Origin of the sequence: Curtobacterium sp. Curtsp57 (assembly GCF_047324335.1) — a bacterium.
GTDB lineage: Bacteria > Actinomycetota > Actinomycetes > Actinomycetales > Microbacteriaceae > Curtobacterium.
On the sequence record NZ_CP168511.1, the window covers coordinates 912934 to 939749 of the forward strand.

Sequence of the window (26816 nt, forward strand, 5' to 3'; positions counted from 1 at the left end):
GCCGAGCCCGGAGGGTCAGCGGCAGGGACCCGACCGGCGTCGCTCGAGATCCCGATGGGCGCTCCGGGTCGGCACCGTTCGCGATGGGCGTCGTCAGGTCCGTCACGATCCGAGCATCGCAATCACTCACTGTTCGAGGAAAGCCCACGTTCGGGCGACAGCCTGGCGTGCAGGGCTGCGATGCGACTCCGAGCGGTCGAAGCGGTCAGAGCGGTCGAGGCGGCTCGACCAGCTCGATGAAGCGGGACAGCAGGGACAGGCCGGGGATCGAGGGCGGCAGGGCCGTGGTCAGCGCGGGCGAGTGCACGAGGTACGCCGCCCACTTCGCACGGGAGAGCGCCACGTTCAGGCGGTTCGGCATGAGCAGGAAGTCGAGCCCCCGTGGGATGTCGGCCGCGCTCGACGCCGCGAGCGACACGATCGACACGACGGCCTCCCGTCCCTGGAACATGTCGACCGTCCCGACCTGGGTACCGGTCAAGCCCGCGCGGTCGAGCTCGTGGCGGATCACCGCGCCCTGCGCGTTGTAGGGCGCGACGACGATGACGTCCTCGTCCGTCAGCGTCCGCACGGTGTCGCCGTCGGTCCAGGACCGACCGACGACGTCCTTCGCCAGGGACACGACACGTGCCGCTTCCTCGAGCGACGACGTGGTGTTCCCCGCGTGCACGACCGGCACCGGGTGCACACCGGCGTCGATGCCCTCGAGGTGCCGCCCGGTCGCCATCGACGTGAGCTGTCCGTTGTAGGACAGCCCCGACACCGCCGACGTCAGCGCCGGCTCCATCCGCCGGGTCCGTGCGAGGAAGTACCCGAACTCCGCCGGCAGGACGTGCTCGCCGTCCGCCAGCCACCCGAGTGCCGACTCGTCGACGGGCTCGGGGTGCGACCCCTGCGAGACCTGGGGCAGCTGCTGCGGATCACCGAGCAGGAGCAGCCGGGTCGCGGCGATCGAGGACGCGATCGTCGGGGCGAGGGAGAACTGTCCGGCTTCGTCGACGACGAGCAGGTCGAGGGAGCGCCGCGCGATCGTCGACTCGTTCGCGAACGTCCACGCCGTGCCGCCGACGACTCCCCCGGTGCCGCTCTGCTCGCAGGACTCCAGGAACGCGGCGATCGCGGCGCCGTTCTTCACCGGGGTCCACGCTGCCGCCTCGATCTCGTCGGCGTCGGCACCGGCCTTCGGCTGCTTCACGACGCGGTCGGCCGGCACTCCCGCTCGGACCACCGAGGTCAGGAAGTTCTCGCTCGTCGCGTGCGACTGTCCCACGACGCCGACGCGCCAGCCGTGCTCACGCACGAGTCGCGCGACGACGTTCGACCCGACGTAGGTCTTGCCCGTGCCGGGAGGGCCCTGGATCGCCAGGTACGACCGGTCGAGCCCGAGCAGCGTCGCGATCACCGCGGCGACGGTGTCGTCACCGACCACGGGCGTGATCGCCCCGCGCGGGGGCACCCGCCGGAGCAGGTCGAACGCCGGGTCGGGCAGCATCTCCGGCAGCGCGTCGAGGACCTCGGCACCCCACTCGGCGATCGCCTCGGGCTGGGGCTTCGCGCGCGGCGGCGAGGACGGCGCGAGCGCGACCGGGAACTCGTGGTGCGGCTCCCCACCGACGGGTAGGCGCTCGAGCACGAGTACCTCTGTTGCCTCGCCGTCATCGTGGACGTCCAGGATCACGGCGCGGTCCGTCGCACCCTTCGACCCGGGGCCCGGTGAGCCGACCGATGGCGGAGGTGGGTCGTCGTAGACGAGGTGGGGCGAGCCTCCAGGCCGGAGCCGACTGCCGGGCGCGAGCGTCCCCGACAACCGGAGTTCTCGGGACTGCGAGCGGGCACGCGGCAGCGTGTCCCAGTCGCGCTCCACGGACGCACGCTCGACGACGAGGACGTCGCGGGTGTCTGCCCACTCGTCGACCGGGTTGCGGAGCCGGTCGAAGTGGTCCTGCCAGAAGGTCTTGGCTTCGCGCCGGTGGTAGTCGATCGCGGCCGCGGCGAGCGCCAACGCGGTCTGGTCAGGGGTGCGGTCGAGCGCCTCGACGTGCTCGAGCTCGGACGCCAGGGCGACGTACACGGGGTTCGGTTCGCGCTCGACGGGGATCGGCGGCAGGTCGAGTTCGGCCGGCGCCTCCGTGGACGGCGGCCGGAGCGACAGCAGCCAGTCACGCAGACGCAGAGTCGAGCGGCAGTCGTACGCGTTGTAGTCCGCGACCTGGTCGAGCATCCGCTGGCCCTCGGCGGCATCGCCGTTCCGGAGTTCCTCGATCGCGTCGACGTAGGCCGTGATGCTGTCCACGGCATTCGTCACGTCGCTCAGGCGCAGGTCCTCGCCCATGTACAGCGGCTCGAGTTTCTTGATCGAGTAGCTGTGGCTGCCGACGACGAGCGCCTTGCGGACGATCGGGTACAGGTCGACGAGCACACCCGCGCGGAGCAGGTCGTCGACGGCTTCCTCGCCGACGCCGTGCCGCGCGGCGAGGGACAGCAGGTGCGTCCGCTCGTAGGCGGCGTAGTGGTAGACGTGCATGCCGGGGTGCTCGCGTCGACGCTCCTCGACGAACGCGAGGAAGTCCACGAGGGCCTGTCGTTCGTCGCGGATCGTGTGCGCCCAGAACGCCGTGAACGCCGCGCAGTCGTCGACCAGGCCGAAGAGGTAGTCGAGTCCCCAGTGCACGCCGTCCTCGGTGTGGAGCGGGTCCCCCTCGAAATCGAAGAACACGTCGCCCGCGTCCGGTACGGGGATCGCGTCGAGGGCTCGTGCGTCTGCCAGCTCCCATGCCGGCTTCTTCGTCGCCGTCCGCTCCGACTCGACCTGGAGGCTCGCCTGACGGACCAGGCGACCTTGCGTCGTGCTCGACATGCCGGGCACCGGTGCGGTGCGGACCGCCAGGTCGTCGATCGTCAGCACCCCCCTGCCGGATCAGCTTCGTCCGCTGGTCGAGGCGCATCCCTGCGACGAGGACCAGGTCGCGGTGCTCCTCCACCTGGGTCTGGCAGACGGCGCAGCGACCGCAACTGCTGTACCGCGGATCGCCCCACCGCAGGGGCTCGTCCGCTGCGATCCGCTCCGCGATCACCCGTGTGAGCTCGGCGCGCTGCGTGCGGTAGACCGGCGTGATGTCGGCAAGGTCGTGCGTGGTCGTCGTGCGGTCGCCGAGGACCAGGTGGACCTGCTCGCCCGTCGGGATGTCGTGTGCGCGCATCTGCTCGGCGTAGGCGGCGAGCTGCAGCAGGGCGCTGATCTTGGCGTGGCGGGCGAGCTTGGTGTCGTAGACCTCGTACTCGCCGCGGTCGTTGCGGATGATGAAGTCCGCGAAGCCGATGAAGCCCGACTCCTCCGCGGTCGGCGGTCGGTGGAACGTCGGCTGGTAGAGGACGTCCGCGCCCGTGCGCATGGTCTGCAGTGCCGCTTCGGCAGCGGTGCCGTAGTCCTGCGGCGCCGGGCGGTCGAACTCGACCACATCGTGGGTCGCCTTGAGGATCTCGAGGTAGTCGAGCTCGTGCTTGTCCCCGAGCTTCGCCGTCCGGTCGAGCATGTCGTCGTGCGACTCAGGCAGAGCTTCCCCGCGGCCGAGTTTGGCGTCGAGCCTGCGCAGGAACGCCCACTCGCACGACGCCCACGTGGTGAGGTCGCTCGGGCTGAGGAGCGCGTGGCCCTCGGGCGTGATCTGCATTGCTGCACCGTAACAGCGGCGCCCGACACCGGGACCGTGGCTGATATGCTGCCGGACGTACCACTTCGGGGGAAGGAACATCGTGACGGACGTCGTCATCGACGCGGGGGCAATCCGCGGCATCGCGGGCAAGATCGAGCAGAGTCAGACGCAGCTCAGCAGCGTCGCGGTCACCGTTCTCGGCGGTGCGGACTTCGGTGCAGCCGAGGTGCAGTCCGCATTCGAGATGTCGCTCCGCGTGCAAACCAACATGACCACCGCGCTCGAGAACAACACGGGCGCCGTCGCGAAACAGGCTCACGGCGTCGTCGCTGCCTTCGAGGAGTGGGACGCCTCCCGAGCACGGGCGGCCGGCTCGTGAGCGCGGACCCGACTGCAGGCGACCCCCAGTCGATCCGTTCCGTCGCGCAGCGCCTGCAGCAGCGATCGTCGAAGATCCGCACCGCTTCGAACCAGGTACACCGGCAGGCGGAGGTCGTCTCCGACGGAGAGTGGAAGGCGAAGAACAAGGCATCGTTCGTCTCCGCGGCGGCCGAGGTGGGTGCCGGCGGCGAGCGCATCGCCGGCCACATCGACCAGGCCGCGACCATCCTCATCTCCTACGCCACACGGATCGAGCAGATCCAGACCGAAGCGCAGACGATCAAAGCGGCGCAGAGCCGAAATCACCAGGACCTGACCTCGAACGCGCGAGCGGTCGACAAGCTGCAGAAGTCCGACGCCGACGACGCCCCCGCCAAGATGCTCGGGCTCTCCGCCGAAGCCGCCGGCCTGCAGGTGTTGAAGGTCGCGCTCGAGCAGTCGTGGCAGGACCTCGTCGCTCGCCGCAAGGCTGCGGATGCGGAGACCGCGTCGAAGCTCGGTGAGTCCGAGGTGATCGGCGCGTTCGCGACGAGCGCCGCAACGATCGCGGGGATGACCGACGCGCAGCTGCTCGCGTTCCTGGGCGGACTGAAGCCGGAGGAGATCGCCGCGTTCGCCGGCGACAAGGCACTCGCCGATCGCCTGGGCAAGGTGAGCGACCCGAAGGCAGTCGCGAAGTGGTGGTCTGATCTCGGCGGTGACGACGGGAAGGGCTCGGAGGGCGCCCACTCGGCCGCGCAGGATGCGTTCATCGCGGCGTTCCCTGCCGTGATCGGGAACCTCAACGGCGTCGCGTACTGGGCGCGGGACACCGCGAACAGGGCGGAACTCAAGCGCCAGAAGAAGGCGTCGGATGATCGACTCCGCGCATTGAAGAAGTCCATCGAGGATGCCGTCTCGGCCGGGCTCCGCCCCTACGACCTCGCTCAGGAGCTCGTCGAGGAGCAGCTCTTGAACGATCAGCTGAAGAACTTCGCGAGCGCCGCTCGGGGCAGCCAGCTACCAGACGAGACCTTCTCTGCTACCCCTGTCCAAGTGGTGAGCTTTCGAATGGGGAAGCCGCCGCTCGGAGCAATCTCGGTCGGCGACTTGGACACGGCACCGAACGTGAGCTACGTGGTGCCGGGCATGGGGACGACGCTCGGCGACGCAACAGTTCTACAGCGCGGCGTGCGGAACCTCAAGGAGGTCCAAGACCACGTCACCGGCGACCCGAGCGAGACCGCAGTTGTCGAGTGGATCAACTACGACACCCCGAAGAACTTCGGCACTGGATCGCGAGAAGTCTTCAGCGACGACAAGGCGGACGCCGGTGCCAAGCAGCTGGTGTCCGACCTCGTCGGGTTCCGCGCGAGCAGGAATGACAGCGCTGTCCTCAATCTGGTCGGGCATTCCTACGGCACCACCACGACGGCGATCGCCATGGCGACGCAACCTGACCTCGGCATCCAGAGCTCGGTCAACCTCGGCTCCGCGGGAATCCCCTCCTGGATCCACGATGCTGGGAACCTTGGTGCCGAACACGTCTACGCCGGCACCGGAGACGAATGGGTCGCACCTGGTGGACGCCTCGTGAGCGGGCGCACCGATCCGAGCGCTCCGGCCTTCGGGGCAGAGGACCTTCCGACGGACGCTGACTCTGTTCACGGCGGCAACATCGACGGCCCGACATACGGCGTCACCGTTCACGACCCGGTGAAACACAAGTCGGACAGCGACCCATTCGGATATCTTGACCCGGATACTTCAGCCCTCATCAACACAGCAAAGGCGACCCTGGACCCATGGTGACGCGCACGTGGAACTTGCGGATGCCGCTGACAGCGATCCTCATCACAGTGGTCACGGCGCTCTGTGGCTGCTCAGCAACGGGAGAAGACACGATGGATGTCCAAAGGAATCGCCAAGATGCAGAGGCAGCACGCAACCTCGTGCTCGATGTCGCCGGTTCCGAATGGTCATCGGTCAGTCGGACAGCAGAACCAGCCCCGACCGAGTGCAGCCACGACGGCGATCCGCACGGAGGTGTCCAGTTTCACTGGGACTCTCGCGGCACACCTCCGACCGATCCCAAAGCGTGGATCGATGCGGTCGCAGCCACTCTTCGTAAGAACGATTTTGCAGTGTCGACTCGGAGCACAGACTTCGGCAAGTACGGCGTTCTCTACCAGGTACAGACCAAGGACAGCGACCGCCCCGCGGTGTCGGCAACCGCAAATCAGCAGACCTCTTCCCTTACCGTCGACTCGGTTTGCGCGGGGGGCGACCTTGCGGACTACGAATGAGACGCCCCCGAGGCAGGCGGGTGAATTGTCGCTCTCGGACCGTCGTCGGTACTCGTGATCGGAGCATTGACCTCCCGGGTCGGAGTCGTCACCGCGGTGCTCCTCGCCAGTGGCTGCGCAACTCAGACAGGGACTCCCCAGACCGCATCGGAATCGCGCATGACCCCGGATGAAGTACGTAGCGGCAGCGAGGCGATCGTGGAGAAGCTCCGTGCGCTGGACGATGCGGCCATACCGGAGCTCCGTCAGCCGACCGCGACTGATTGTGGACCACGATCTGATGAAGGCGTGAAGTTCAGCTGGTCGGTAGAAGGCGCACCGCCTTCGGATCCTCGCGACTACATCAATCGGGCCGAAGCGGTCCTCAAGGAGAACGGCTACTCCACGCACCAGACCAAGAGCTCTCTGAACGACGACCGACCCCTGTACTACGTCGGCGCCGAGAGCGATGGAGGTTCGACGATCGGCCTGGGAGCCAGTGCCATGAACACCGTGATCCAGCTTTCGTCGGACTGCGCCGAAGGCAACGCCAGCGACTTCAATTGAGGACCCGCACCGCCGCACTCGTCGTGACGGTCCTCCTTGCCGTCACAGGGTGCACAAGAACGACAGAAGCGCCCCTCCTGACGGCGGAGGACGCATCGGACCAGATGCAGGCCTTGGTTCGCGACACGATGGACGTCGCCGGAGGCGAGTGGACCAGCACGAGCGACGGCCCGTCCCCGGACGAGTGCCCGAGGCCGCGCGGCTTCACCGGGGTCTCGTTCTCGTGGGATCAGATCTCCGAAGGTGCCGTGGACAACCCGAAAGCCGTCATGGAACGAGTCGACCATGCCTGGCGAGACAAGGGACTGCCCACATGGACGCAGAACGTCGAACGCGCGGACGGCGAAATCCTGCATCGGGTCCGTTCCCAGGATCACATCGTCAGCACGATCGAGTTCTCGGCAACCACGAGCCGCATGATCATCACCGTGGAGTCGATGTGCGGCTCGGGCAACGTCGACGACTACTACAACGACATCGAGTGACTCCGACGCTCACTTGTCCCAGGCCGACGTCGGCGGTAGCCCTCGTCGCGCACGCTCGACGTTGAGGACCTCCTCCACGAGGTCCCGCTTCCCCGCCGTGTAGTCCCGCCCGTCAGCGGCTCCGGCGAGCGCCCGCTTCAGCTCCCCGTACCGCGCTCGAGCCGCGGGATCCCGGAGCAGTGCGTCGCGGAAGAGCCGCTGGTTGCAGGTCTCCCACTCGTCCGCCGCGAACACGTGCAGGATGTGCGTCCGCTGCTCTCCGATCGAGCGGACGTAGACACCGTGGTTCTTCGGGCCGCGACGGTGCCGCTCGTACCCGAGCGGCGCGACGAGGGACGACAGCGTGAACGGGTCGACGCCCGCAGCAGCACGAGCCGCGAGGTCGATGATCGGCTTCGCCACGAGCCCTGGGACCGCGGTGCTCCCGATGTGCTCGATCGCAGTGACGGCCGGGCCCAGGGCGGAAGCGAGCCGATCGGCTTCCGAACGGAACAGCGCGCCCCACTCCGCTCGGTGCTCCACCAGTTCGACCATCACCCGCAGCCTATCCACGTGTATGGCGGCGCCGGAGGCTCCCCCCATCGAAGCCTCCGACACCGCCGAAAACACCGCTGAGATCAGGCCGCTCGAACCCGCAGCGCCTGCGAGCTCAGCGCGACGAGGTCGTCCGCTCGGAGCCCGGGCCAGCCGTGCAGCAGCTCCCGCCAGTCGCCCGGCAGCGCAGACGCGCCGTACAGCGCCCCGGACAGTCCCCCGGCGATCGCCGCCACCGTGTCGGTGTCGTTGCCGGATCGGACCGCTGCGACGAGCGCCCCCTCGAGCGAGTCCGTCCGGAGGACCGCGGCGTACGCAGCCTGCAGCGCGGACACGACCCAGCCGTTCGTCGCGGTGAAGTCGACGGGCTGGCCGGCCTCGGCAGCGGACAGTCGCTCAGCCCAGAGTCGGCGCCGCTCGCTCGGCAGCTGGTCGAGACCGCGACGGACGTCGAGAGACCCCGTCAGGACGGCGTGCCGGATCGCGACACACCAGAGCACGCACGCATCGCCGGCATCGGCCTCGTAGTGCGTCAGGTCGCTGACCGCCCGGGCAGCGTCAGCGAGCCGACGATCGGTGTCCTCCGCCGGGTCCAGGTACGCCAGGACCAGTGGCGTCGTCCGCATCAACGATCCGTTGCCAGCGGAACGACCGCTCTGGTCGTGGACCCGCCGGGCCGACGCCCGCGAGGCGGACGCGGTCCGAGCCTCCAGACCGGCCAAGACGCTGCGTGTTTGGATGCCGACATCCGGCGCGGTCCGTGCCCAGTCCGCCCAGGCCGCGACGAGCCCGTCGAACGCCGCGTCGTCCGCGAACGAGCCGCCGCGAGCGGCGGTGCGCAGGATCGGGACGGCCATGCTCGTGTCGTCGGTCCACTCCCCCGGTGCCCAGTTGAACGCGCCGCCGCCCTTCATGCGGATGGGCTTGGGCTCCGGGACGGGTGGCTGGAACTCGTAGCCGGCGCCGAGGGCGTCGCCCGCAGCGGATCCCAGGACTGCGCCGACTGCACGGTCGAGTGTGTTCGTCATGGCCCCTCCAGATTTACGCGGAATTGCGTAAACCCAGCATGCACCCGTCGACAGGTTTACGCAAGCATGCGTAAACTCGTGCCGTGACCGAGTATCGCGATGCGAACGGCAAGCGCCTGGCCGACTACCCGCGACCCTCCGTCGCCGTCGACACCGCTGTGCTCACCGTCCCGGTCGGCGGGGCGCTAGCGGTCGTGCAGGTCCGGGACCAGTCAGACGGCGACTGGCGGCTGCCGGGAACGTTCGTGCACGAGGGCGAGCGGCTCGCGGACGCTGTGCTCCGATCGCTTCGCGACAAGGCCGGCGTCACGGGGCTCGCGCCGCGGCAGTTGCACGTGTTCGACGATCCCTCGCGAGACGACCGCGGGTGGGTGCTGTCTGTCGCGCACCTCGACGTCGTGCCGGCAGCGTCGCTCGATCTCGGGGACGACGCACGACTCGTGCCGATCGGCGAGGCGACGGGCATGGTCCACGGGCACGACGACATCCTCGGCTTCGCGGTCGCTCGGCTCCGTGCCGATCATCGTGGGGCGCCGGACCCGCACGGCCTCCTGCCCTCGCCGTTCACCATGTCCGCGCTCCGGGGGCTGCACGAAGCCGTCCTCGGTGAGCGGCTGCTGCCGGACTCGTTCCGACGGGCGATGGTGCCGCTGCTGACGGCGACGGACGCCAAGGCTGCGGAGGGGCCGGGGAAGCCGGCGACGTTGTACGTGCGGTAGCGCGGATGTCGCCGAGGGCGGGCAGTCGCTGCGGTCCGGCGTGGGGTCCGTCATCGACCGCGCCGACCGCTGCAACCGCGTCCGTCCCGAGTTCGGCATCCCACTCGAGGAGGTCACGGAGATCCCCGACGTCCCTCGAGGGGCCTCCCGACAGAAGGCCCTCAAGGCGAGCACCCTGCGGATCGCCTTAGGCACTAAGACCCGAGACGGGAAGCGCGCGAAGCGACACTCATGATCCGCCGCGCAGGCTCAAGCCTCATGTGGAACTTGTCTGGCCTCGCTGCACCAGATGATTGCCGGCCCTGCGGTACTGCTTTGAGCGCTCCACTCAATACCCCCGCGTCCAAAGCGGCTGTGTTGGAAATCCAAAACGCCTCCACCGCCAGGGGCAGGAACGCGGCTTTGCGTGCACGTGATTTTCCACTCAAGCTCGGCCGACTCGGTTTACCCTTGAACTCGTCGTGCCAGCGCTTGAATTCACCGTCTTCGTCACTGACTGCCCTACCGGTGAGAACAATGAAGCCAAGACCTTGCTCGTCGACGCAAGCACGAACCGCAGACGCATCATTGAGCTGAACCTCGTCGTCACCTCGCATCACCGTGGCATAGCCGGGCCGTTCACGTTCAGCAGTGTGCGATTTCAGATCCCAAACATGATTCAGCGAGTAGTCAAAGACCGTGTGTCCATACTTCACTCGCAAAGGGTGCGGGTTAGGGCGAAATGTGCTATTGAGCACGTCGCGACCACGATACTCGAAATAGAAACCAGGCCACTCCATCTGATTTTCCTGACGGGTACCCTCGTCGCGAAGCCATTCAATTTTCTTCCTACCATCCCAACGCTCTTCTTTTTCGGTCAGCATTTTCTGCCAGAGCGCATCGACCAGGGCAACGCCTTCCCCTTCGGGCGTCAAGCCAGCAGCGTAAGAGGACCCAAGCCTACCAAGTCGACGCTCAGCGCCGGCCAGAATTGCATTCAATCCATTCAACCGAATCGTCTCCCCGGTTGAAATGAAGTCGTCACTCCACGGCGCGTCAAGACCTTCAGCGATCGCGGCAGCCAGCTGCGTCTTACTCAATCCACTTTGATCGAGACTGGGCAGCAAGCTAGCGCCGAGGTTGACGAGGACGCTTTTGTGTTCTTTACTACCAGGCCCCAACCACTCCGGGCTCGAGTTGGTCAGGGCCGCAATACGAGTCACAGCCTCGATCTTGGAAACTGCAGGCCGAAAGTCAGCCCAGGCCGGTGCAGCGAAATGGTCGGAGCGCTTAGGCTGCAGAGCCCGCAGTGCACCCTCCTGGTACGCGAACGTCGCGCCTTCAAGAAGCGCATTCACGCCAGCGAGAGTGAGCCTATTTGCGTCAACGTAAATCGCTGGCAACCAGGCGACATCGAGAGCCTCGGCAAGCGCAGACCCGAGTACAGCGTTCGTTTCAACGGTTGCTATATCGAGACCCAGTGCGTCGCGCAGAGCCAAGAGCGCACGCTTTTCTCCCCGAGTTGATTCAGGAGTAACACCAGTCAACATTCGGACTCGGGTTGTCGCCTCTGTCAGAGTTTCTGCAGGAATGAACTCTCGCTCGAGACCCACTCGATGCGTTCTCGGCCTAGACGGTTCGGGGTTACGAACGTCGCGTTGGTCAGCACCCTGATTCACACGCGTCACAATACCGACTACTTCTCAGATGATCAAACCCCAGTCCGAGGGCCAAAGTCAGACGGCGAATAAGTCAGGAGCGTAGACCTCTCGAAAACTCCAATGCGCACCTCCCAACACGCACCGATTCACTGCCTCCACCAAAGCCGGAGACCGCTTGACATTCTCATTGTGACGTCCAGCATTAAGTTTAGATACCACGTCTGTTGTTTCAGAATGCCGAAGACGAGCGACAATAGAGTCATCCGGAGCAAACTCCGGCATTGGCAAAGATCGCAACGCGCGAAGCGGCAAAGTAACCCCTCCGTCGATCACACGCCACCACCAATACGCTACAGAAGAGTTTATCATGAGATAAGCACGATCGCGACTTTCGACGTTCGCAAAGAATAGGATATGCTTGCTCGCGCGATCGAGCGGACGGATTGATGCCGAGACGTAATAGCGCGGCGTCGAAGCGACTTCCAAGCGGTACTCAGTCGGGCCTTGAACGAGGAAATCTGAAAGCGAATGCGTCGCACTCTCTAGGTATTGCCACAACTGCTCGGTACCGCGCATCACTTTTGCCCATTGCCCGTCAGGTCCAATGCGCCGATTCACAAGATGGTCGTGAGCTTGCAGAAACATTCGACTCCGCGATCCGGCAGCCCACCTAAGGATTGGAGTTATCCGCCATCCGGCACTATCTGGGGCGCAAACTGTGATCGCAGCGCGAACGAAGTTGGTGCTTGATGTATTTGTTGATCCGTACTTGTAGCCTCGAAATAACGTGTCTGGCACATTATCGAAAACGAATACGTACCCTCCGGTTTGAGTTTGGTCGAGATGATCACGTAGCGTCTGATATCGTGGTGCATTCAAATATGCAGCTGGCGTCACAGCGATCAGACCGCGAGACGTAGATGATACTCGCTCTATAAAGTAGGCAAACAGCTCGTTCGCCGCGGCCGTTCTGAACCCACTCCGACGAGCACTCCTGGCGTACGGGGGGTTTACAATCGCAAAGTCATGGGGCGGCAAATCCTCGTCTGAGAGAAAATCCCGGACTTGACTCCGACCCCATATCGCTGCCAGAGCGGTTCGATCGTTTTCCTCCGCGTAGGTGCTCACGAGGACTACGACAGCCGTCATCAAAGCAGTCTTATCCAGATCGATAAGGGTGAGCCTGTGTTTAACGAACGAAGCAGGGTCCGCCTGAGCAGCGGCGAGGTGCCAGGCGAGGTTCCCGACGCCCGTACAAGGGTCGAGCCAAACGCCTTCGTCTGGGAACGTGCGCGATTGTTCAGCCATGAATGCTGCAGCGTCGTCGGGTGTGAAGTATTGCCCGCTAGCCTTGCGTTCACTACGACCGAGATTTGCCAAGAGCGCTTCGTAAACTACGCCAACTTCGCCAATGGTCATTCCGCGTAGATAATTGGAGCTCGAGGAAGTTATCCCTAAAAATGTCTCGAAGGATTCCTTGAGATCTGGCCGAGCCTCACTGGCAAACGCACACACCGCGGCTAGCCATTTGGACTCGAGCGCTCGCCTGGTGTCAGCGCGCAGAGCTTCTATTGCACGGTGAACGCGAGGGGGAGAGAATCGCCCCACCCTTGGCGGACGAGATGGGTTGCCGCCGACAGGGGCTTCCTCTAACGAAGCCAGCGGTAGCGAGGGCTTAGGATCGAGCACTATCCTCAACTTCCCATCCGGAGCGAGCGCGGATGCGTCAATCACGAGTTCGAGACTGCCTAACTTGCGTCTAACAGACCCCGCGAGCCTACCTGGCTTGGGAGTGCCGGATGTCTCTGCCACAAGGCCTGTACACGCTCAGCCGCGCAGATGACCGGGCAAAGCGGCGACGTACGTCTCCTGCGGGGAGGACCCCCGCCACACCGGAGCGTCGAGCGGCATCGGCGAGGCCATCGCCCACGAACTCGCCGCTGCCGGCATGACCGTCGCCGTCCACGGCCGCGACGAGCACCGCACCCGAGCGGTCGCGACTGCCATCGAAGAGCGCGGCGGACGTGCGGTCCCGGTCGTTGCCGACCTGTCCCAGAACGCCGACGTCGTCCGCGCCCTCGCAGCAGAGGCGCTGACGCAGCTCGGCGGGCACGTCGACGTCCTCGTGAACAACGCCGGCGTGTACCCGGGCGGTCCCACGGAGTCGATGTCGGACGACACGGTCGAGGCACTCCTCGCGACGAACATCCGCGCTCCGCACGTCCTCGTCGCAGCGCTGGCGCCGTCGATGGTGTCGCGCGGCGGCGGGAACATCGTGAACATCGGCTCGTGGATGGCACGGGTCGATGTGCCGTTCATGGCGCTGTACCGGCGACGAAGGCAGCGGTGGAGCAGCTGACCCGGGCGTGGGCCGCGGAGTACGGGCAGCGTGGCATCCGCGTGGTGACGGTGGCCCCGGTCGCGACGGCGACGCCGGGCAACGCGGATTCAGCAGACGTGCTGGCGGCGATGACGCAGGGGACCCCCGCGGGCCGTCCGGTCCAGCCAGTGGAGATCGCCCGTGCCGTGCGGTGGGTCGTTTCCGACGAAGCCTTCTTCGTGAACGGCGGCACGATCGACGTCGACGGCGGGATCGCGTCGACGCGGATGCGCTGAACGGATCACTCCTCGTAGTCCTCGATCGCCCCGTTGGCGCACGGGGAAGTCACGCGGATCACCAGAGCCGCGTCGCTGAGCTGGTAGGCCGCGCCTGGTCCTCCGTTCGCGTCCGCGGTGGCGGAGACGAGCACTCCTGTCTCCTGACCGAAGTCGGTCTCCGAAGGGGACACTTCCAGGCCCTCGGACCGCCAGAGCTCCTGCAGCTCGCGCACGACTGCTCTCGAATCCGTCGGCGCTTGCACCGCGACGAAGTATCCGAACCGGACCCCTCGGTCGCATCGCTCCGCACTCGGCTCCGGGGTCCCGGGCCAGTCGACGGCGACGCGCGCTTCGGTCTTCTTCAGCAGCTCTACCGCGGACCGCTTCGCCTCTGCTGGACCCGGTTGCGCGGTAGAGCATCCGACGAGCATGAACAGCGAGAGGATCGCCGCGGTCCCCAAGACGAGCGCGCTCGTCCGCTTGGACTTGTTGCGCTTCCGGACCAGGCGATCACCGGTAGTCATCGGGGTCCCCTCCGGCGCACACAGAGTCGATGTAGATGTGGGCACGGATTCGCGTGGCACTCATCGACACACGCGACTCCCCCGAGGCGCGAGCGACCACCGTGAAGATGTGACCGGTCTCGTCATCGATCGGCTTGTCCGTTGCAGTCAACGTGTATCCGTCTTCGCGCCAGTGCGCAGCGGCCTGGTGGACAAGCGCACGTGGGTCTGCGGGGGCATCGATTTCGGCGAAGTACGTGAACTGGACCCCTCGGTCCCTGCCCATCTGGCAGTCGTTCGCGATCGGATCCGGTACGCCGTCAGGCCAGGTGGTGGGTGCGAGCGCGGTGAGGTCGCGGAACACCTCGACCGCGCGACTCCGCGCCTCCGCGGTGGTGATCGGCTCCTCCCGATCGATCGTCGCCGCACACCCAGCCGCGCCGACGAGCGTGACGACCCCGCACAAGGCCCCGACGACCCTGCGCAGGTTCACTCGAAGTTCCGAACGTCGCCTGCAGCACAGCGCGAGTCGATGTACAGGTTGATGCCTGAACGGGAGATCTCGTACGATCCCCATGGCTTCTCGTCGGCACGGGCAGTCGCGGAGTACAGCACCCCGTGTTCGCCGAAGTCCTCCTGCGACCGGACCACTTCGAATCCCGCCGAAGTCCAGTACGTGCCGAGCGATTCCGCGAGGTGACTCCCCTTCTTCGTGGAGGCGACAACCAGGTACTGGAACCGCACACCATCGCCACCGGCACACCGAGTGGCGATCGGATCCGGGGTTACTGGCCAGGCGACGTGGGCCTCCTGGCCCACGGTCTGTTCGAGGAATGCAATCGCCTCACGCTTCGCGTCGTCAACCGAAAGCGAGGCTGCCGGCCACACCGTGCAGCCGCTCAGCACCGTCCCGAACACCAGCACGAGCGCCGAAGCGAGCAGCCCCCGCCGTCTCCCCACCCAGATTCCCATCTCGCATCACCCCAATCGGCAACATATCAGCACAGGGTCGCTCGAAGCTCGCTCTCAACTCCATGGACGCATGCCGTTCCAATCGCATGGGTGAGGATTTCTTGTCTGCTAGCGTGATTTGCGGGTCGCCGGAGGGGCTGGCGGTCTGCACCATCTGAGGGGATGAACCATGTGTCACGGGGCGACGTGTGAGCAGTGAGCTCAAGGTCGTCTACGCCGCCCTCGATGCGGCGTCGGCGAAGGTGTCGGCTGCGGCGGACGACATTAAGACGACTCGGGCCAGCCGAACGTCGAGGTCTTCGGCGAAGACGGTGAGGGCTACTTGGTGAGTGTCGGCGGAATCGCGGACACGATCTCGATCAAGTCGTCTTCCCAGTGTTTCGTGGTCCCCGATGATTTCAGCACCAACGGTTTCTGGTGAGCCCGGCGCTTCGCCTGGGTGACGGCGACTCCCTCTTCGCACGATCTCGCGGCGAGCTCGTCTGCTGAGATCCTCCGATCGGAGGACCCCCTCCCGCCCCCTCCGCCGATCTGGCCGGCCCGAAGACGGACCACGCTGGTCTCATGCCCGCCACCCCCACCGTCGAGGTCCACCACCTCACGAAGCGCTACCCCACCGGCAAGCTCGCCGTCGACGACGTCTCCTTCACCATCGAGGCCGGCGAGACCTTCGCCCTCCTCGGCCCCAACGGCGCCGGCAAGTCCACCACGGTCGAGATCCTCGAGGGCTACCGATCGCGCACGGACGGCACGGTCACGGTCCTCGGCCACGACCCCGCCCGCACGAGCCGCAGCCACAACGCCCGGATCGGCATCGTCCTGCAGTCCAGCGCGGAGTCCCCGAACGTCACCGTGGCCGAGCAGCTGCGCCACTTCGCAACGCTCTACCCGAGGCGTCGGGACGTCGAAGAGACCCTGCACGCCACAGGGCTCACGGAACAACGCAACACCCGGATAGCGAGGCTCTCCGGCGGCCAACGCCGCCGCGTCGACGTCGCCCTCGGCATCATCGGCCGTCCGGAGGTCCTGTTCCTCGACGAACCCACGACCGGCTTCGACCCAGAGGCTCGCCGCCAGTTCTGGGGCCTCCTCCGGCAGGTCCAAGGCGAGGGCACGACGATCCTCCTGACCACGCACTACCTCGACGAGGCCGCACACCTGGCCGACCGGGCGGCCGTCATCGCCGACGGCAGGCTCCTCGACCTCGCCCCGATCGACGAGCTGGGCGGCGCCGAAGCACGCACCCCCCGAGTCAGGTGGACGAGCGACAACGAACAGCACGACGAACGCACGACCGACCCCGCAGCCCTGATCAGGGCAAGCACAGACCCGATGCACGACCTCGAAGTCATCCGCCCGTCCCTCGAGGACGTCTACCTCGAGATGGTGGGGTCGAAGTGAACCGCATCACCTACGAGATCCGCTCCTACTTCCGCGCCCCCGACGCGGTGTTCTTCACGTTCCTCTTCCCGATCATCATGCTGGCCCTCTTCTCGGTCGCCTTCAGCAGCGCCGCGGACATCAGAGCAGGGAGCGCCAGCGTCGACTACGCCACGTACTACCTCCCCGGCCTGGCGGCGACGGGCTTCCTCCTCTCCGGCACCCAGTCCCTCGGCGTCGACATCGCCACGGAACGCAGCGACGGCACCCTGAAGCGCCTCGGCGGCACGCCACTCCCGGTGCTGAGCTACTTCATCGGCAAGATCGGCATGGTCCTCGTCACGACGATCCTCCAGACGGCGTTGCTGATCGGCATCGCGAGCATCGTCTTCGGCGTGGACCTGCCGACAGCGCCAGCGCAGTGGGCACGCTTCGCGGGCATCATGCTGCTCGGCATCGCGACGAGCTGCGTCCTCGGCATCGCGATCTCCGCACTCCCCCGCGAGGGCCGCCGCGCCACCGCGACGATCGTCCCCGTGGTCCTGGTCCTGCAGTTCATCTCCGGCGTCTACCTCCCCTTCACGCAGCTCCCCGGCTGGCTGCAGAACGTCGCGTCGGTCTTCCCCCTCCGCTGGATGGCGAGCGGGATGCGCTCCGTCTTCCTGCCGGACGCCTTCGCGTCCGCCGAGCCGGGAGGCTCGTGGCAGCTCGGCCTCGGAACGCTCGTCCTGGTCGCGTGGCTGGTCCTCGGCACGGTGGCCTGCGTGCTGACGTTCCGCTGGAACCGCAAGGACGCATGATGCCGAGAAACACGGGAAGGGAGCGACACAGGTGGGATGCTGACGGTATGACCGGTGCGACCTGGGTGCGGAACCGGTGGCTGCACGCCTTCTTCGCCGCGACGATGGCCCTCACGGCGTTCATCACCGCCTACGGCTGGTCGCCGTGGAGCACCCGCTGGCCCGCGTACGCCGCGATCGCCGTGCTGGTCGTCGCCTACGCCGCCTTCGGGCATCGCGGCTACGACGAGCCCCGGGCAGCCGCGGCGTTCCTCCCCCTGCTCGTCGCCGCCGCGCTGGTCCTGCCCGCCGTCGCCCCGAGCACCGCGTTCGTCCAGTGCATCCTGTTCCCGCTCGTGTGGGTCCAGTCCGAACGCATCAGGAGCGCCGTCCTCCTCTCGATCGCGATCGGCGTCGCGAGCGGCATCGGCCTGCAGGTCTCCAGCGGCGCCGGGGCGCTCGTCAGCACCCTCCTCATCGAGGGCATCAGCGTCGTCGGCGCGTGCGCCATGGGCGTCTGGATCTCGAGCGTCGCCGGCCTGTCCGAGGAGCGCCGCAGACTCCTCGACGAACTCCGCGCGACACAGACGTCCCTCGCCGAGGCGAACCGCACCGCCGGCATCGCGAGCGAGCGGGAGCGCCTGGCCCGGGAGATCCACGACACCGTCGCTCAGAACCTCGCCGGGATCGTGATGCTCACGGAGCGCGCGCAGAGCGACCTCGCGAGCGACCGCACCGACGCGCTCGAGGAACGCCTCACCGTCCTCGAGGAATCCGCCCGCGCAGCACTCGAGGAGTCACGAGCCCTCATCGCCGCCGGTGCCGCCGGTGTCACCCGCGACAGCCTCGGCGGCGCGCTGCACCGCCTCGGCGAGCGGCACACCCGCGAGACCGGCACGCCCGTCACGGTGGACGCGCCCGACTGCGCGCTGGACCGCGACGCGCAGGTGGTGCTGCTCCGGGTCGCCCAGGAGGCCCTCGGCAACGTCCGCGCGCACGCTCGCGCCGCCTCGGTGCGCGTCGCACTGCGCCCCTCGCCGGAGCAGACCGTCCTGCGGATCACGGACGACGGGGTCGGCTTCGACGCATCGGACCCGACCGCGGGCCACGGACTCCGCGGCCTGCGGGAGCGCCTCGCCCTGGCGGGCGGGTCCTGCCGGATCACCAGCCACCCTGGACGCGGCACCGTCGTCGAGGCGAGCCTGCCCGCCGGGGCCACACCGAGCCTCCCGGCTGTCCAGTACCCCGCTGCGGCGGTGACCCGGTGATCCGCGTCGTGGTGGCGGACGACCACCCCGTCGTCCGGGCGGGCATCGTCGCGCTCCTCCAGGACGCCGACGACGTCGAGGTGGTCGGTCAGGCCGCCGACGGCGAGTCAGCGGTGTCGACGGTGCTCGCCGAGCGACCCGACGTCGTGCTGATGGACCTCCGGATGCCGGGGATCGACGGGGACGCCGCGACCGCGCAGATCCTCGCCGTGGAGCCCGGGATCCGCGTGCTGATCCTCACGACCTATGAGTCCGACGACCAGATCCTCGCCGCGATCGAGGCCGGCGCCACCGGGTACCTGCTGAAAGCCGCTCCCGAGTCCGAGATCCTCGCCGGGGTCCGGGCGACCGCGCGGGGCGAGACGGCGCTCGCGCCCTCGGCAGCAGCCGCACTGGTCCGCCGGGCGACCGGCGCCGTGCCGACCGGGCCATCGCTCACGCCCCGGGAGCTCGACGTGCTCCGGCTCGTCGCGCAGGGCCAGAGCAACCCGGCGATCGGTCGCACGCTGTTCCTCAGCGAGACGACGGTGAAGACACACCTCGGCCACGTGTTCGAGAAGCTCGGCGTGGGCGACCGCACCCGAGCGGTGACGCGCGCGATGGAGCTGCGCATCCTCTGACGGCCGCGGTCAGCCGCGCGCGTCTAGAGTCGAACGAATGCCCGCCCCGCACGCACGACCGACCCCGTCCACCGCGATCGACGGCATGATCCGCGTCCGCGGTGCCCGCGAGAACAACCTCCGGAGCGTCGACGTGGACGTGCCCCGCGACCGGATCGTCGCGTTCACCGGGATCTCCGGCTCGGGGAAGTCGTCGCTCGCATTCGGGACGATCTTCGCCGAGGCGCAGCGTCGCTTCCTGGAGTCCGTCGCCCCGTACGCGCGGCGGCTCATCGCGCAGGGGTCGACGCCGCACGTCGAGTCCATCACGGGCCTCCCGCCGGCGGTGGCGCTGCAGCAGCGCCGCGGCGCCCCGAGCTCCCGGTCGACGGTGGGCACGCTGACGACCCTGTCGAACTCGACCCGCATGCTGTACTCCCGCGCCGGCACGTATCCTCCCGGGGCGGAGCGGCTCGAGTCCGACTCCTTCTCCCCGAACACCGTCGCCGGGGCGTGCCCGCGGTGCCACGGGCTGGGCACCGCGCACGAGGTCACCGAGGCCTCAGCCGTGCACGACCCGTCGCTGAGCATCCGCGACGGCGCGATCACCGCGTGGCCCGGTGCGTGGCAGGGTAAGAACCTCCGCGACGTGACGGCGGTCCTCGGGTACGACATCGACCGGCCGTGGCGGGAGCTGTCCCGCGAGGACCGCGACTGGCTGCTGTTCACCGAGGAGCAGCCCGTCGTCGAGGTGCACCCGCAGCGCGACCGGATCGCGAAGCCCTACAAGGGACGGTTCTGGAGCGCACGGCAGTTCGTGCTGCACACGCTCGCTGACTCGCAGAGCGAGACGCAGCGGAAGAAGGTGCTGCAGTTCGTCGAGTCCGGACCGTGCACGCTGTGCGGCGGCACCGGGCTGACGCGGGCGGCGCTCGCGGTGACGTTCGGCGGGAAGACGATCGCCGAGCTGCACGCACTCCCCCTCACCGCACTCGCCGAGGTGCTCCGCCCCGTCGCGGAGCTCACGGATGCGGCGCCGGCGACGTCCCGCGCCTCGTCGGGTGAGCGCACCGAGGTCGCCGTCGCGATCGCGAAGGACCTGCTGACCCGGGTCGAGGTGCTCACCGGGCTCGGCCTCGGCTACCTCGGGCTCGACCGGGCGACGCCGACGCTCTCCCCCGGCGAGATGCAGCGGCTCCGCATCGCCACGCAGCTCCGGTCGGGGCTCTTCGGCGTCGTCTACGTGCTCGACGAGCCGAGTGCCGGTCTGCACCCGGCCGACGTCGAACCGCTCGTCGAGGTCCTCGACGGACTCCGCGCCGGCGGCAACAGCGTGTTCGTCGTGGAGCACGACATGAGCATCGTGCGGCAGGCCGACTGGATCGTGGACGTCGGCCCGGGTGCCGGCGCGTCGGGCGGGACGGTGCTGTACAGCGGGCCGGTGCCCGGGCTCGCGTCCGTGGAGGAATCCGTCACCCGCCGCTACCTGCAGCCCCGCCGGCCCGACGTCGAGCGAACGCCGCGGACGCCGACGGGCACGCTCGAGCTCCGGGCCGTCACGCGGCACAACCTCCGCGGGCTCGACGTCGACCTGCCGCTCGGGGTCCTCACCGCGATCACGGGCGTGTCCGGGTCGGGCAAGTCGTCGCTCGTCGGTGGGGTCCTGCCGTCCGTGGCCCTCGAGCACCCTGATATCGACCGGGTCGTCGAGGTCGACCAGAAGGCGATCGGCCGGACGCCCCGGTCGAACCTCGCCACGTACACCGGGCTGTTCGATGCAGTGCGGGCAGCGTTCGCCGCCACCGACGAGGCGAAGGCCCGCGGGTGGACCGCCGGCCGGTTCTCGTTCAACGTCGTCGGCGGCCGGTGCGAGGTGTGCCAGGGCGAGGGATCCGTGTCGGTGGAGCTGCTGTTCCTGCCGGGGAGCTGGGCCCCGTGCCCGGAGTGCCACGGGTCGCGGTACACGGCCGAGACGCTCGACGTCCGGTGGCACGACGCGACGATCGCGGACGTGCTCGGGATGACCGTCGAGGACGCGGCGTCGTTCCTCGCGTCGCTGCCGGTGGCCTCTCGCGCGCTGGAGACCCTCCGACAGGTCGGACTCGGGTACCTGCGCCTCGGACAGCCGGCGCCGGAGCTGTCGGGCGGGGAAGCGCAGCGGATCAAGCTCGCGACCGAACTCCAGCGGGCACGCTCCGGACACACCCTGTACCTGCTCGACGAGCCGACCACCGGGCTGCACCCTGCGGACGTCGAGCTCCTCACGACGCAGCTCCTCCGGCTCGTGGACGCCGGCAACACGGTCGTGGTGGTCGAACACGCGATGTCGGTCGTCGCCGCGGCCGACCACGTCATCGACATGGGCCCGTCCGGCGGCGACGAGGGCGGCAAGGTCGTCGCTGCCGGCACCCCGGCGGAGGTCGCGCAGTCCGCGGAGAGTCGCACCGCACGCTGGCTCCGCGCCGAGCTCGGCGCCGGCCCCCGACGCGACCCCACACCCGGACGCGACCCCACACCGGACTGGAGGCTCGGTGCCTGCCCGCCACGAGCCTCCAGTCCGTCCCCGACGCACGCCGCTGCCATCGGCGTCCGTCCGCCCGTCAGCCGGCCGCAGGCCGGATGCGGAACACCCGCGCCGTCGGGGTGGCACCGCCGTTGCTGAGACGGAGGACCCCCTCCTCCCGATCCCAGGAGGGCACCCACGGTGCCACCTCGACGGGGAACAGCGACTCGACGACGACGTCCTGCCCGAGGAACCCGTCGAGCGGCAGCGTCACCGCGTCCGGCGCACCGGGCAACGACCACACCGAGAGGTACAGCTCGCCGGACGCCGCGCGGAGCCCGAGCGCGATCCAGGTGTCCTCCCACGCGGGCAGCCCGAGCGGCCAGACGGGCATCGCGGTCGTGATCACGGACAGCACGGCCCGCTGCGCCGCGATCGCCTCGGACACCACCGCGCGCTGCGACGGCGACATCTCGTTGAGGTGGCCGGACAGGTACATCCGTCCGAGCACACCGTTGACGAGCGACAGCGTGAAGACGTCCGGTGACATCGACGGAGCCGGGTACGCCCAGTTCCCGGCCTGCTCGGGGAGCATCGCCGCGGGCGCAGCGGCAGCGATCGACGCGGACAGCACCGGGTCCTGCTGGTCCGAGGTGGACTGCATGTGCAGCCGGGACAGCATCGCGAAGTCGGCGCGCATCGCCCCAGATGCGCAGTTCTCGATGAGCAGCGCCGGGTACCGGGCCTGCACGTCGTCGAGCCAGTCGAGCAGCGCGCGCCCGCCGTCGACGCTGCCCGCCCACGGCCCGGTCATCGTGTTGTCATCCATCTTGAAGAACGTCACACCGAGGTCCCCGACGAGCCGGTCGACGACCTCGTCGAGGTGCGCCCGGGCGTCCGGCGAGCGCAGGTCGAGCAGGTGCCGCCCGTGTTCGGCGACGCGGACGCCGTGGTGCTGCACGAAGGCGCTGTCGGGCAGGGTCGTCGCGAGGAGCGAGTGGATGCCGATGACCTCGGGCTCGAGCCAGAGCCCCGCCTGCATGCCGCGCGACCGGATGTGGTCGACGACGGCTCCGAGTCCGTCCGGGAACCGGGTCGCGGCCGGCAGCCACTCCCCGACGCTGTCCCACCAGTGCCCTTCGGCGTACCAGCCGGCGTCGATGCAGAACAGGTCGGCGCCGGCCTCGGCCGCTGCGTCGATGAGCGGCAGCAGCTTCGCGGTGGTGGGGTCGCCCATGAGCGTGTTCATGTAGTCGTTGAACACAAGAGGCAGCGCATCGTCGGCGGCACGCACGGTCCGGATCGCTCGGCGGTGCGCGGTGAGCACCTCGAACGCGCCGTCGACGGACGCCGCGATGCCGACGGACACCGGCACGGACACGAACGGGCGTCCCGGTGCGACGGTCGCCGTCCACTGGTGTTCCTGATCGGTGGGTCCGCTGAGGAGCACGTACGCGTGACGCCGGGTCTCCCCGAGCTCGTACAGCCACGGCCCGTTGTGCTCGATCTGCCAGACGAGCGCGTACCCGTCGGTCTGCAGCACGCCGATCGGGAGCGCCTCCCCCGTGGACCACGATCCGCGGTTCTGCACGACGGCGCGGCTCCTGGGCGGGTGGTGCTGGGCCTCCCGGTCGATCCGGGCGAGCCCGATGTCCCGCAGGGCGTCGGTCCGCCACCGGCTCTCGGCGGCCCAGTCGTTGGCGGCGTGCACCAGCGACAGGTCGTCGACGGTGCGACCCGAGTCGGTCAGGAACGCTCCGGTCGTGAACGAGGACACCGCGTCCACGACGTGCTCGCGGTCGCCGAGCGCGGAGACCTCGGTCCACGTCCGGAAGGCCGCGACGCCGTCGCGGGCCCGGAACACCGACTCGACCTGGAGGCCCGTGGCCGCGTCCTCCTGCAGGATCCGGAACCACAGGTCGGTCCCGTCCGCCTGCACGTGGTGCGAGACAGGGCGGAGTCGCGCCCCGATCGTGGTGTCCACGTGCCGGTACCCGCCGGGGAACCGCCCGTTGCCGATGGTGGTCAGCTCGACGAGGGGTTGCACGTCGTCGAGATCGGCGGGGTCGTCGAGTTCGGCGGGCCCGTCGGGTCCGCCGACGCGCGCGTCCACTCCGCCGGTCGGCTGGAACGAGACGAGGGCGGCGGGACGGTCCGGCGCGAGCCGGAACCTCGCGCGGAACCCGGCAGTGACCCAGTCGACGGTGTCCGCGCTCATCGAGCCCCGACCGGCGCCGGCTCGCTCGACACCCACGCGCCGACGGTGTGGTCGTAGCAGGTGGTGTTGTCGATCGTGGAGCGGTCGAGCGGCGCACCCGCCGTGACCCGTCGCTCGCCGCGCTCCGGGTCGGGGGCGGCCTCGGCGAGGAGCCGCGTGTAGTCGTGGTGCGGATCGAGGATCACGGCGTCGGACGGCCCCCGCTCGACGACCCGACCGCGGTAGAGCACCAGGATCTCGTCGGAGAAGTGCCGCGCGGTCGCCAGGTCGTGCGTGATGTACAGCACGGCGAGGTGGTCCTCGCGCTGCAGCCGCCCCATCAGGTTGAGGACGCTGAGGCGGATCGACACGTCCAGCATCGACACGGGTTCGTCGGCGACGAGCACCTGCGCCCCCGGTGCCAGCGCCCGGGCGATCGCGACGCGCTGCCGCTGCCCGCCGGAGAGCTCGTGCGGGCGTCTGGTGGCGAAGTCCTCGTCCAGGTTCACGCGCCCGAGCAGTTCACGGACCCGATCGGCGGTCTCGGCGGCTCCACGGGCGCGGTGGTGCAGCTGGAGCGGACGGGCGATGTGGTGCTCGATCGAGTGGAACGGGTTGAGCGAGGCGAAGGGGTCCTGGAACACCATCTGCACGTGCCGGCGGTACATGCTGCCGACGACGGGCGTGCCGTCCTCGAGCCGGACGTCGATCGACCCGCGCGTCGTGGACTCGAGCTTGGCGAGCATCCTGGCGATGGTGGACTTCCCCGACCCGGACTCCCCGACGAGTGCGACGGTGCGCCCGGGGAGCAGCTCGAACGACACGTCGTCGACGGCGCGCAGCGTGGTGCGCTTCAGCCCCTTGCGGGTGTGGAAGTCCTTGCCGAGGTGGCTGACGGTGACGCTGGTCATGCGAGGGTCTCCTCATCGACGCCGCTGCGGATGAACGCGCCGCGCTCCCCGGACAGACTCGGGAACGACTGCAGCAGCCGCTTCGTGTAGGGGTGCTGCGGGTCGTGCTGGATCACCGTTGCCCGGTCGCACTCGACGACCTCGCCGCGGAGCATGATCGCGATCCGGTCGCTGATCTCGAGCAGCAGCGGCAGGTCGTGCGTGATGAACACCACGGCGAACCCGAGCTCGTCCCGCAGCCGCACGATCTCCCGGAGGATCTCCCGCTGGACGACGACGTCGAGCGCGGTCGTCGGTTCGTCCATGATCATGATCTGCGGCTCGAGCAGCATCGCCATCGCGATCATCACGCGCTGACGCATGCCCCCGGAGAGCTCGTGCGGGTACGCGGTGATGCGGGACGGGTCCACGCCGACACGGCTGAGCGCGTCCTCGGCGATGGCACGGCGCTCCTTGCGGGAGAGCCCCTTCCGGTGCTCGACGAGGGCGTCGTCGAGCTGCGCACGGATGGTCGTGACGGGGTTGAGCGCGTTCATCGCACCCTGGAACACCATCGACAGCTTCGACCAGCGCACCGCGCGGAGCTGCTCGTGCGGCAGCCCGAGCAGGTCGATGTCGGTGCCGTCCCGGTCGTGGAACGTGATGCTCCCCGACGCGACCTTCGCCGGCGGTCGGTGCAGCCGGGTGATGGCGTAGGCGAGCGTGGTCTTCCCGCACCCGGACTCCCCCGCGAGTCCCAGGATCTCGCCGGGTGCGAGTGTCAGGGAGACGTCCTTCACGGCGTGCACGGGGTGTTCGGTCTCGTAGACCACGTTGAGGTGGTCGATGGTCAGGACGGCGGTCATCGCTTGGCTCCCTTCAGCCGGCGCAGGGCGCGTTCCCGGCGGCGCTGTGCCCGCACGTTCGCCAGGCGGGGGTTGATGACCTCGTCGATCGAGAAGTTCACGAGGGACAGGCCCATACCGAGCAGCGCGATCAACAACCCGGGCGGCACGAACCACCACCAGGCGCCGTTGGCCAGCGCGAAGCCGTTCTGCGCGTAGAAGAGCATCGTGCCGAGCGTCGAGGAGTTCGACGCCCCGAGCCCCAGGAACGACAGCCCGGCTTCCCCGAGGATCGCCGCGATGACCGCGAACACGAACTGCGACGCCAGCACGGGCAGCAGGTTCGGCAGGATCTCGACCGCGATCACCCGCCACGGCCGTTCGCCGGCGACCCGTGCCGCCGAGACGTAGTCGCGGTTGCGGATCGACATCGTCTGGGCGCGGAGGACCCGCGCGGACCCCGCCCACGACGTGATCGCGAGGACGACGGCGATGGTCCAGAGCCCTCGTGCCTCGCGCGGGACGAGCCCGGAGATCACGATGACGAGCGGCAGACCGGGGATCACGAGGAACACGTTCGAGAACAGCGAGAACGCCTCGTCCATGATCCCGCCGAGGTACGCGCCGAGGATCCCGAAGAACGCGGAGAGCACGGTGGCGAGGAGCCCCACGATCAGCCCGATCTGCAGGCTCCCGCGGGTGGCGTAGGCGAGCTGGGCGAGGACGTCCTGGCCGGTCTGGGTGGTGCCGAGGATGTTCTCGGCGCTCGGCGGCTGCAGCCCCGAGTCGCGGATGGTGGTCGGGTCGCCGACGAGCAGCGGCCCGATGACGCCGAACAGCGTGACGCCGGCGACGAGGACGATGCCGGTGACGAGCCACGGCGTGAGCGCGGGGAGGAACCGACGGATGCCGCCCTTGGCCTGCCGCCGGGTGGCGATCGACGTGGTGGTGTCCGCTTCCTCGGCGAGCGCCCCGATGGTCGGTTCGGTCTCTTCCTGGATGTTGGTCATG

At 68.4% G+C, this 26816-nt stretch carries 23 protein-coding genes and 1 pseudogene; 12 read left to right on the forward strand and 12 right to left on the reverse strand.

What is annotated here, in order from left to right:
• Positions 1-205 precede the first annotated feature (205 nt).
• Entirely contained in the window at positions 206-2905 is a 2700-nt protein-coding gene (locus tag ACEN9V_RS04305) for a TM0106 family RecB-like putative nuclease (protein ID WP_413602272.1), read from the reverse strand.
• Positions 2906-3753: 848 nt separating this feature from the next.
• On the opposite strand from ACEN9V_RS04305, the gene ACEN9V_RS04310 reads away from it, so the two are divergent.
• From ACEN9V_RS04310 to ACEN9V_RS04330, 5 genes are all read left to right on the forward strand, one after another.
• Positions 3754-4032, forward strand: coding sequence for a hypothetical protein (locus ACEN9V_RS04310; RefSeq protein WP_413602273.1), 279 nt, complete (start codon positions 3754-3756; stop codon positions 4030-4032).
• Positions 4029-5825 carry an alpha/beta hydrolase gene (locus tag ACEN9V_RS04315; RefSeq protein ID WP_413602274.1) on the forward strand — a complete coding sequence of 599 codons (1797 nt, stop codon included), beginning with the start codon at positions 4029-4031 and terminating at the stop codon, positions 5823-5825. Before ACEN9V_RS04310 ends, ACEN9V_RS04315 begins: the two co-directional genes overlap by 4 nt.
• On the forward strand, positions 5819-6319 hold the full coding sequence (locus tag ACEN9V_RS04320) for a hypothetical protein (protein WP_281267549.1): 501 nt from the start codon (positions 5819-5821) through the stop codon (positions 6317-6319). The genes ACEN9V_RS04315 and ACEN9V_RS04320 overlap by 7 nt, the downstream gene beginning before the upstream one ends.
• 159 nt (positions 6320-6478) lie before the next feature.
• A complete protein-coding gene (locus ACEN9V_RS04325; protein ID WP_413602275.1) occupies positions 6479-6865 on the forward strand; it encodes a hypothetical protein in 387 nt (128 codons plus the stop codon).
• On the forward strand, positions 6862-7350 hold the full coding sequence (locus ACEN9V_RS04330) for a hypothetical protein (protein WP_413602276.1): 489 nt from the start codon (positions 6862-6864) through the stop codon (positions 7348-7350). The genes ACEN9V_RS04325 and ACEN9V_RS04330 overlap by 4 nt, the downstream gene beginning before the upstream one ends.
• A 9-nt stretch (positions 7351-7359) precedes the next feature.
• Here ACEN9V_RS04330 and ACEN9V_RS04335 read toward each other — a convergent pair whose 3' ends face one another.
• Together ACEN9V_RS04335 and ACEN9V_RS04340 are read right to left on the reverse strand one after the other, a co-directional pair.
• Entirely contained in the window at positions 7360-7884 is a 525-nt protein-coding gene (locus ACEN9V_RS04335; protein WP_413602277.1) for a GrpB family protein, read from the reverse strand.
• Between the two features lie 83 nt (positions 7885-7967).
• Positions 7968-8912, reverse strand: a complete 945-nt coding sequence (locus tag ACEN9V_RS04340) for an ADP-ribosylglycohydrolase family protein (RefSeq protein WP_413602278.1) — start codon at positions 8910-8912, stop codon at positions 7968-7970.
• A gap of 83 nt (positions 8913-8995) precedes the next feature.
• Here ACEN9V_RS04340 and ACEN9V_RS04345 point away from each other — a divergent pair, with 83 nt between their 5' ends.
• Positions 8996-9631 (forward strand): NUDIX hydrolase, encoded by a 636-nt coding sequence (locus ACEN9V_RS04345; protein WP_413602279.1) that lies wholly within the window; start codon positions 8996-8998, stop codon positions 9629-9631.
• A 194-nt stretch (positions 9632-9825) separates the two neighbouring features.
• Here the strand turns inward: ACEN9V_RS04345 and ACEN9V_RS04350 are convergent, their stop codons facing one another.
• Together ACEN9V_RS04350 and ACEN9V_RS04355 are read right to left on the reverse strand one after the other, a co-directional pair.
• On the reverse strand, positions 9826-11109 hold the full coding sequence (locus tag ACEN9V_RS04350; protein ID WP_413602280.1) for a hypothetical protein: 1284 nt from the start codon (positions 11107-11109) through the stop codon (positions 9826-9828).
• 237 nt (positions 11110-11346) lie between these two features.
• Entirely contained in the window at positions 11347-12690 is a 1344-nt protein-coding gene (locus tag ACEN9V_RS04355; RefSeq protein WP_413602281.1) for an N-6 DNA methylase, read from the reverse strand.
• A 529-nt stretch (positions 12691-13219) separates the two neighbouring features.
• Here ACEN9V_RS04355 and ACEN9V_RS04360 point away from each other — a divergent pair.
• Positions 13220-13887, forward strand: a pseudogene (locus ACEN9V_RS04360) (SDR family NAD(P)-dependent oxidoreductase).
• Between the two features lie 5 nt (positions 13888-13892).
• On the opposite strand, the gene ACEN9V_RS04365 reads toward ACEN9V_RS04360, so the two are convergent.
• The 3 genes from ACEN9V_RS04365 to ACEN9V_RS04375 all read right to left on the reverse strand — a co-directional run bounded on the left by ACEN9V_RS04365 (position 13893) and on the right by ACEN9V_RS04375 (position 15344).
• Complete coding sequence (locus ACEN9V_RS04365; protein ID WP_413602282.1) at positions 13893-14393, reverse strand: hypothetical protein; 501 nt, start codon at positions 14391-14393, stop codon at positions 13893-13895.
• Positions 14380-14736 carry a hypothetical protein gene (locus ACEN9V_RS04370; RefSeq protein WP_413602283.1) on the reverse strand — a complete coding sequence of 119 codons (357 nt, stop codon included), beginning with the start codon at positions 14734-14736 and terminating at the stop codon, positions 14380-14382. Before ACEN9V_RS04370 ends, ACEN9V_RS04365 begins: the two co-directional genes overlap by 14 nt.
• Before the next feature lie 125 nt (positions 14737-14861).
• A complete protein-coding gene (locus ACEN9V_RS04375; RefSeq protein ID WP_413602284.1) occupies positions 14862-15344 on the reverse strand; it encodes a hypothetical protein in 483 nt (160 codons plus the stop codon).
• Positions 15345-15908: 564 nt separating this feature from the next.
• Between ACEN9V_RS04375 and ACEN9V_RS04380 the strand changes: the two genes are divergently transcribed.
• From ACEN9V_RS04380 to ACEN9V_RS04400, 5 genes are read left to right on the forward strand one after another with little or no spacing between them, the layout of a single operon-like run.
• Positions 15909-16745, forward strand: a complete 837-nt coding sequence (locus ACEN9V_RS04380) for an ABC transporter ATP-binding protein (RefSeq protein WP_413602285.1) — start codon at positions 15909-15911, stop codon at positions 16743-16745.
• Positions 16742-17524, forward strand: a complete 783-nt coding sequence (locus tag ACEN9V_RS04385) for an ABC transporter permease (protein WP_413602286.1) — start codon at positions 16742-16744, stop codon at positions 17522-17524. Before ACEN9V_RS04380 ends, ACEN9V_RS04385 begins: the two co-directional genes overlap by 4 nt.
• A 47-nt stretch (positions 17525-17571) precedes the next feature.
• Entirely contained in the window at positions 17572-18771 is a 1200-nt protein-coding gene (locus tag ACEN9V_RS04390; RefSeq protein WP_413602287.1) for a sensor histidine kinase, read from the forward strand.
• Positions 18768-19391 (forward strand): response regulator transcription factor, encoded by a 624-nt coding sequence (locus ACEN9V_RS04395; protein ID WP_413602288.1) that lies wholly within the window; start codon positions 18768-18770, stop codon positions 19389-19391. Before ACEN9V_RS04390 ends, ACEN9V_RS04395 begins: the two co-directional genes overlap by 4 nt.
• A 37-nt stretch (positions 19392-19428) precedes the next feature.
• Positions 19429-22032 (forward strand): ABC transporter, encoded by a 2604-nt coding sequence (locus ACEN9V_RS04400; RefSeq protein WP_413602289.1) that lies wholly within the window; start codon positions 19429-19431, stop codon positions 22030-22032.
• Here the strand turns inward: ACEN9V_RS04400 and ACEN9V_RS04405 are convergent.
• From ACEN9V_RS04405 to ACEN9V_RS04420, 4 genes are read right to left on the reverse strand one after another with little or no spacing between them, the layout of a single operon-like run.
• Positions 21971-24127: a glycoside hydrolase family 36 protein gene (locus tag ACEN9V_RS04405; RefSeq protein WP_413602290.1), complete on the reverse strand. Its 2157-nt coding sequence runs from the start codon at positions 24125-24127 to the stop codon at positions 21971-21973. The two genes, ACEN9V_RS04400 and ACEN9V_RS04405, sit on opposite strands and share 62 nt — an antisense overlap.
• Entirely contained in the window at positions 24088-24981 is an 894-nt protein-coding gene (locus tag ACEN9V_RS04410) for an ABC transporter ATP-binding protein (protein WP_281267518.1), read from the reverse strand. Before ACEN9V_RS04410 ends, ACEN9V_RS04405 begins: the two co-directional genes overlap by 40 nt.
• Positions 24978-25826: an ABC transporter ATP-binding protein gene (locus ACEN9V_RS04415; protein WP_281267517.1), complete on the reverse strand. Its 849-nt coding sequence runs from the start codon at positions 25824-25826 to the stop codon at positions 24978-24980. The genes ACEN9V_RS04410 and ACEN9V_RS04415 overlap by 4 nt, the downstream gene beginning before the upstream one ends.
• Positions 25823-26815, reverse strand: coding sequence for an ABC transporter permease (locus tag ACEN9V_RS04420; RefSeq protein ID WP_402728331.1), 993 nt, complete (start codon positions 26813-26815; stop codon positions 25823-25825). The genes ACEN9V_RS04415 and ACEN9V_RS04420 overlap by 4 nt, the downstream gene beginning before the upstream one ends.
• Position 26816: the final 1 nt, after the last annotated feature.

What these genes read in the sequence shown, in the direction of transcription:
- ACEN9V_RS04375 (WP_413602284.1), bottom strand. Translation starts at nt 15,344, where the DNA reads ATGGGAATCTGGGTGGGGAGACGGCGGGGGCTGCTCGCTTCGGCGCTC.
- ACEN9V_RS04365 (WP_413602282.1), bottom strand. Translation starts at nt 14,393, where the DNA reads ATGACTACCGGTGATCGCCTGGTCCGGAAGCGCAACAAGTCCAAGCGG.
- ACEN9V_RS04335 (WP_413602277.1), bottom strand. Translation starts at nt 7,884, where the DNA reads ATGGTCGAACTGGTGGAGCACCGAGCGGAGTGGGGCGCGCTGTTCCGT.
- ACEN9V_RS04415 (WP_281267517.1), bottom strand. Translation starts at nt 25,826, where the DNA reads ATGACCGCCGTCCTGACCATCGACCACCTCAACGTGGTCTACGAGACC.
- ACEN9V_RS04390 (WP_413602287.1), top strand. Translation starts at nt 17,572, where the DNA reads ATGACCGGTGCGACCTGGGTGCGGAACCGGTGGCTGCACGCCTTCTTC.
- ACEN9V_RS04355 (WP_413602281.1), bottom strand. Translation starts at nt 12,690, where the DNA reads ATGACCATTGGCGAAGTTGGCGTAGTTTACGAAGCGCTCTTGGCAAAT.
- ACEN9V_RS04400 (WP_413602289.1), top strand. Translation starts at nt 19,429, where the DNA reads ATGCCCGCCCCGCACGCACGACCGACCCCGTCCACCGCGATCGACGGC.
- ACEN9V_RS04325 (WP_413602275.1), top strand. Translation starts at nt 6,479, where the DNA reads ATGACCCCGGATGAAGTACGTAGCGGCAGCGAGGCGATCGTGGAGAAG.
- ACEN9V_RS04410 (WP_281267518.1), bottom strand. Translation starts at nt 24,981, where the DNA reads ATGACCAGCGTCACCGTCAGCCACCTCGGCAAGGACTTCCACACCCGC.
- ACEN9V_RS04420 (WP_402728331.1), bottom strand. Translation starts at nt 26,815, where the DNA reads ATGACCAACATCCAGGAAGAGACCGAACCGACCATCGGGGCGCTCGCC.
- ACEN9V_RS04320 (WP_281267549.1), top strand. Translation starts at nt 5,819, where the DNA reads ATGGTGACGCGCACGTGGAACTTGCGGATGCCGCTGACAGCGATCCTC.
- ACEN9V_RS04340 (WP_413602278.1), bottom strand. Translation starts at nt 8,912, where the DNA reads ATGACGAACACACTCGACCGTGCAGTCGGCGCAGTCCTGGGATCCGCT.
- ACEN9V_RS04380 (WP_413602285.1), top strand. Translation starts at nt 15,909, where the DNA reads ATGCCCGCCACCCCCACCGTCGAGGTCCACCACCTCACGAAGCGCTAC.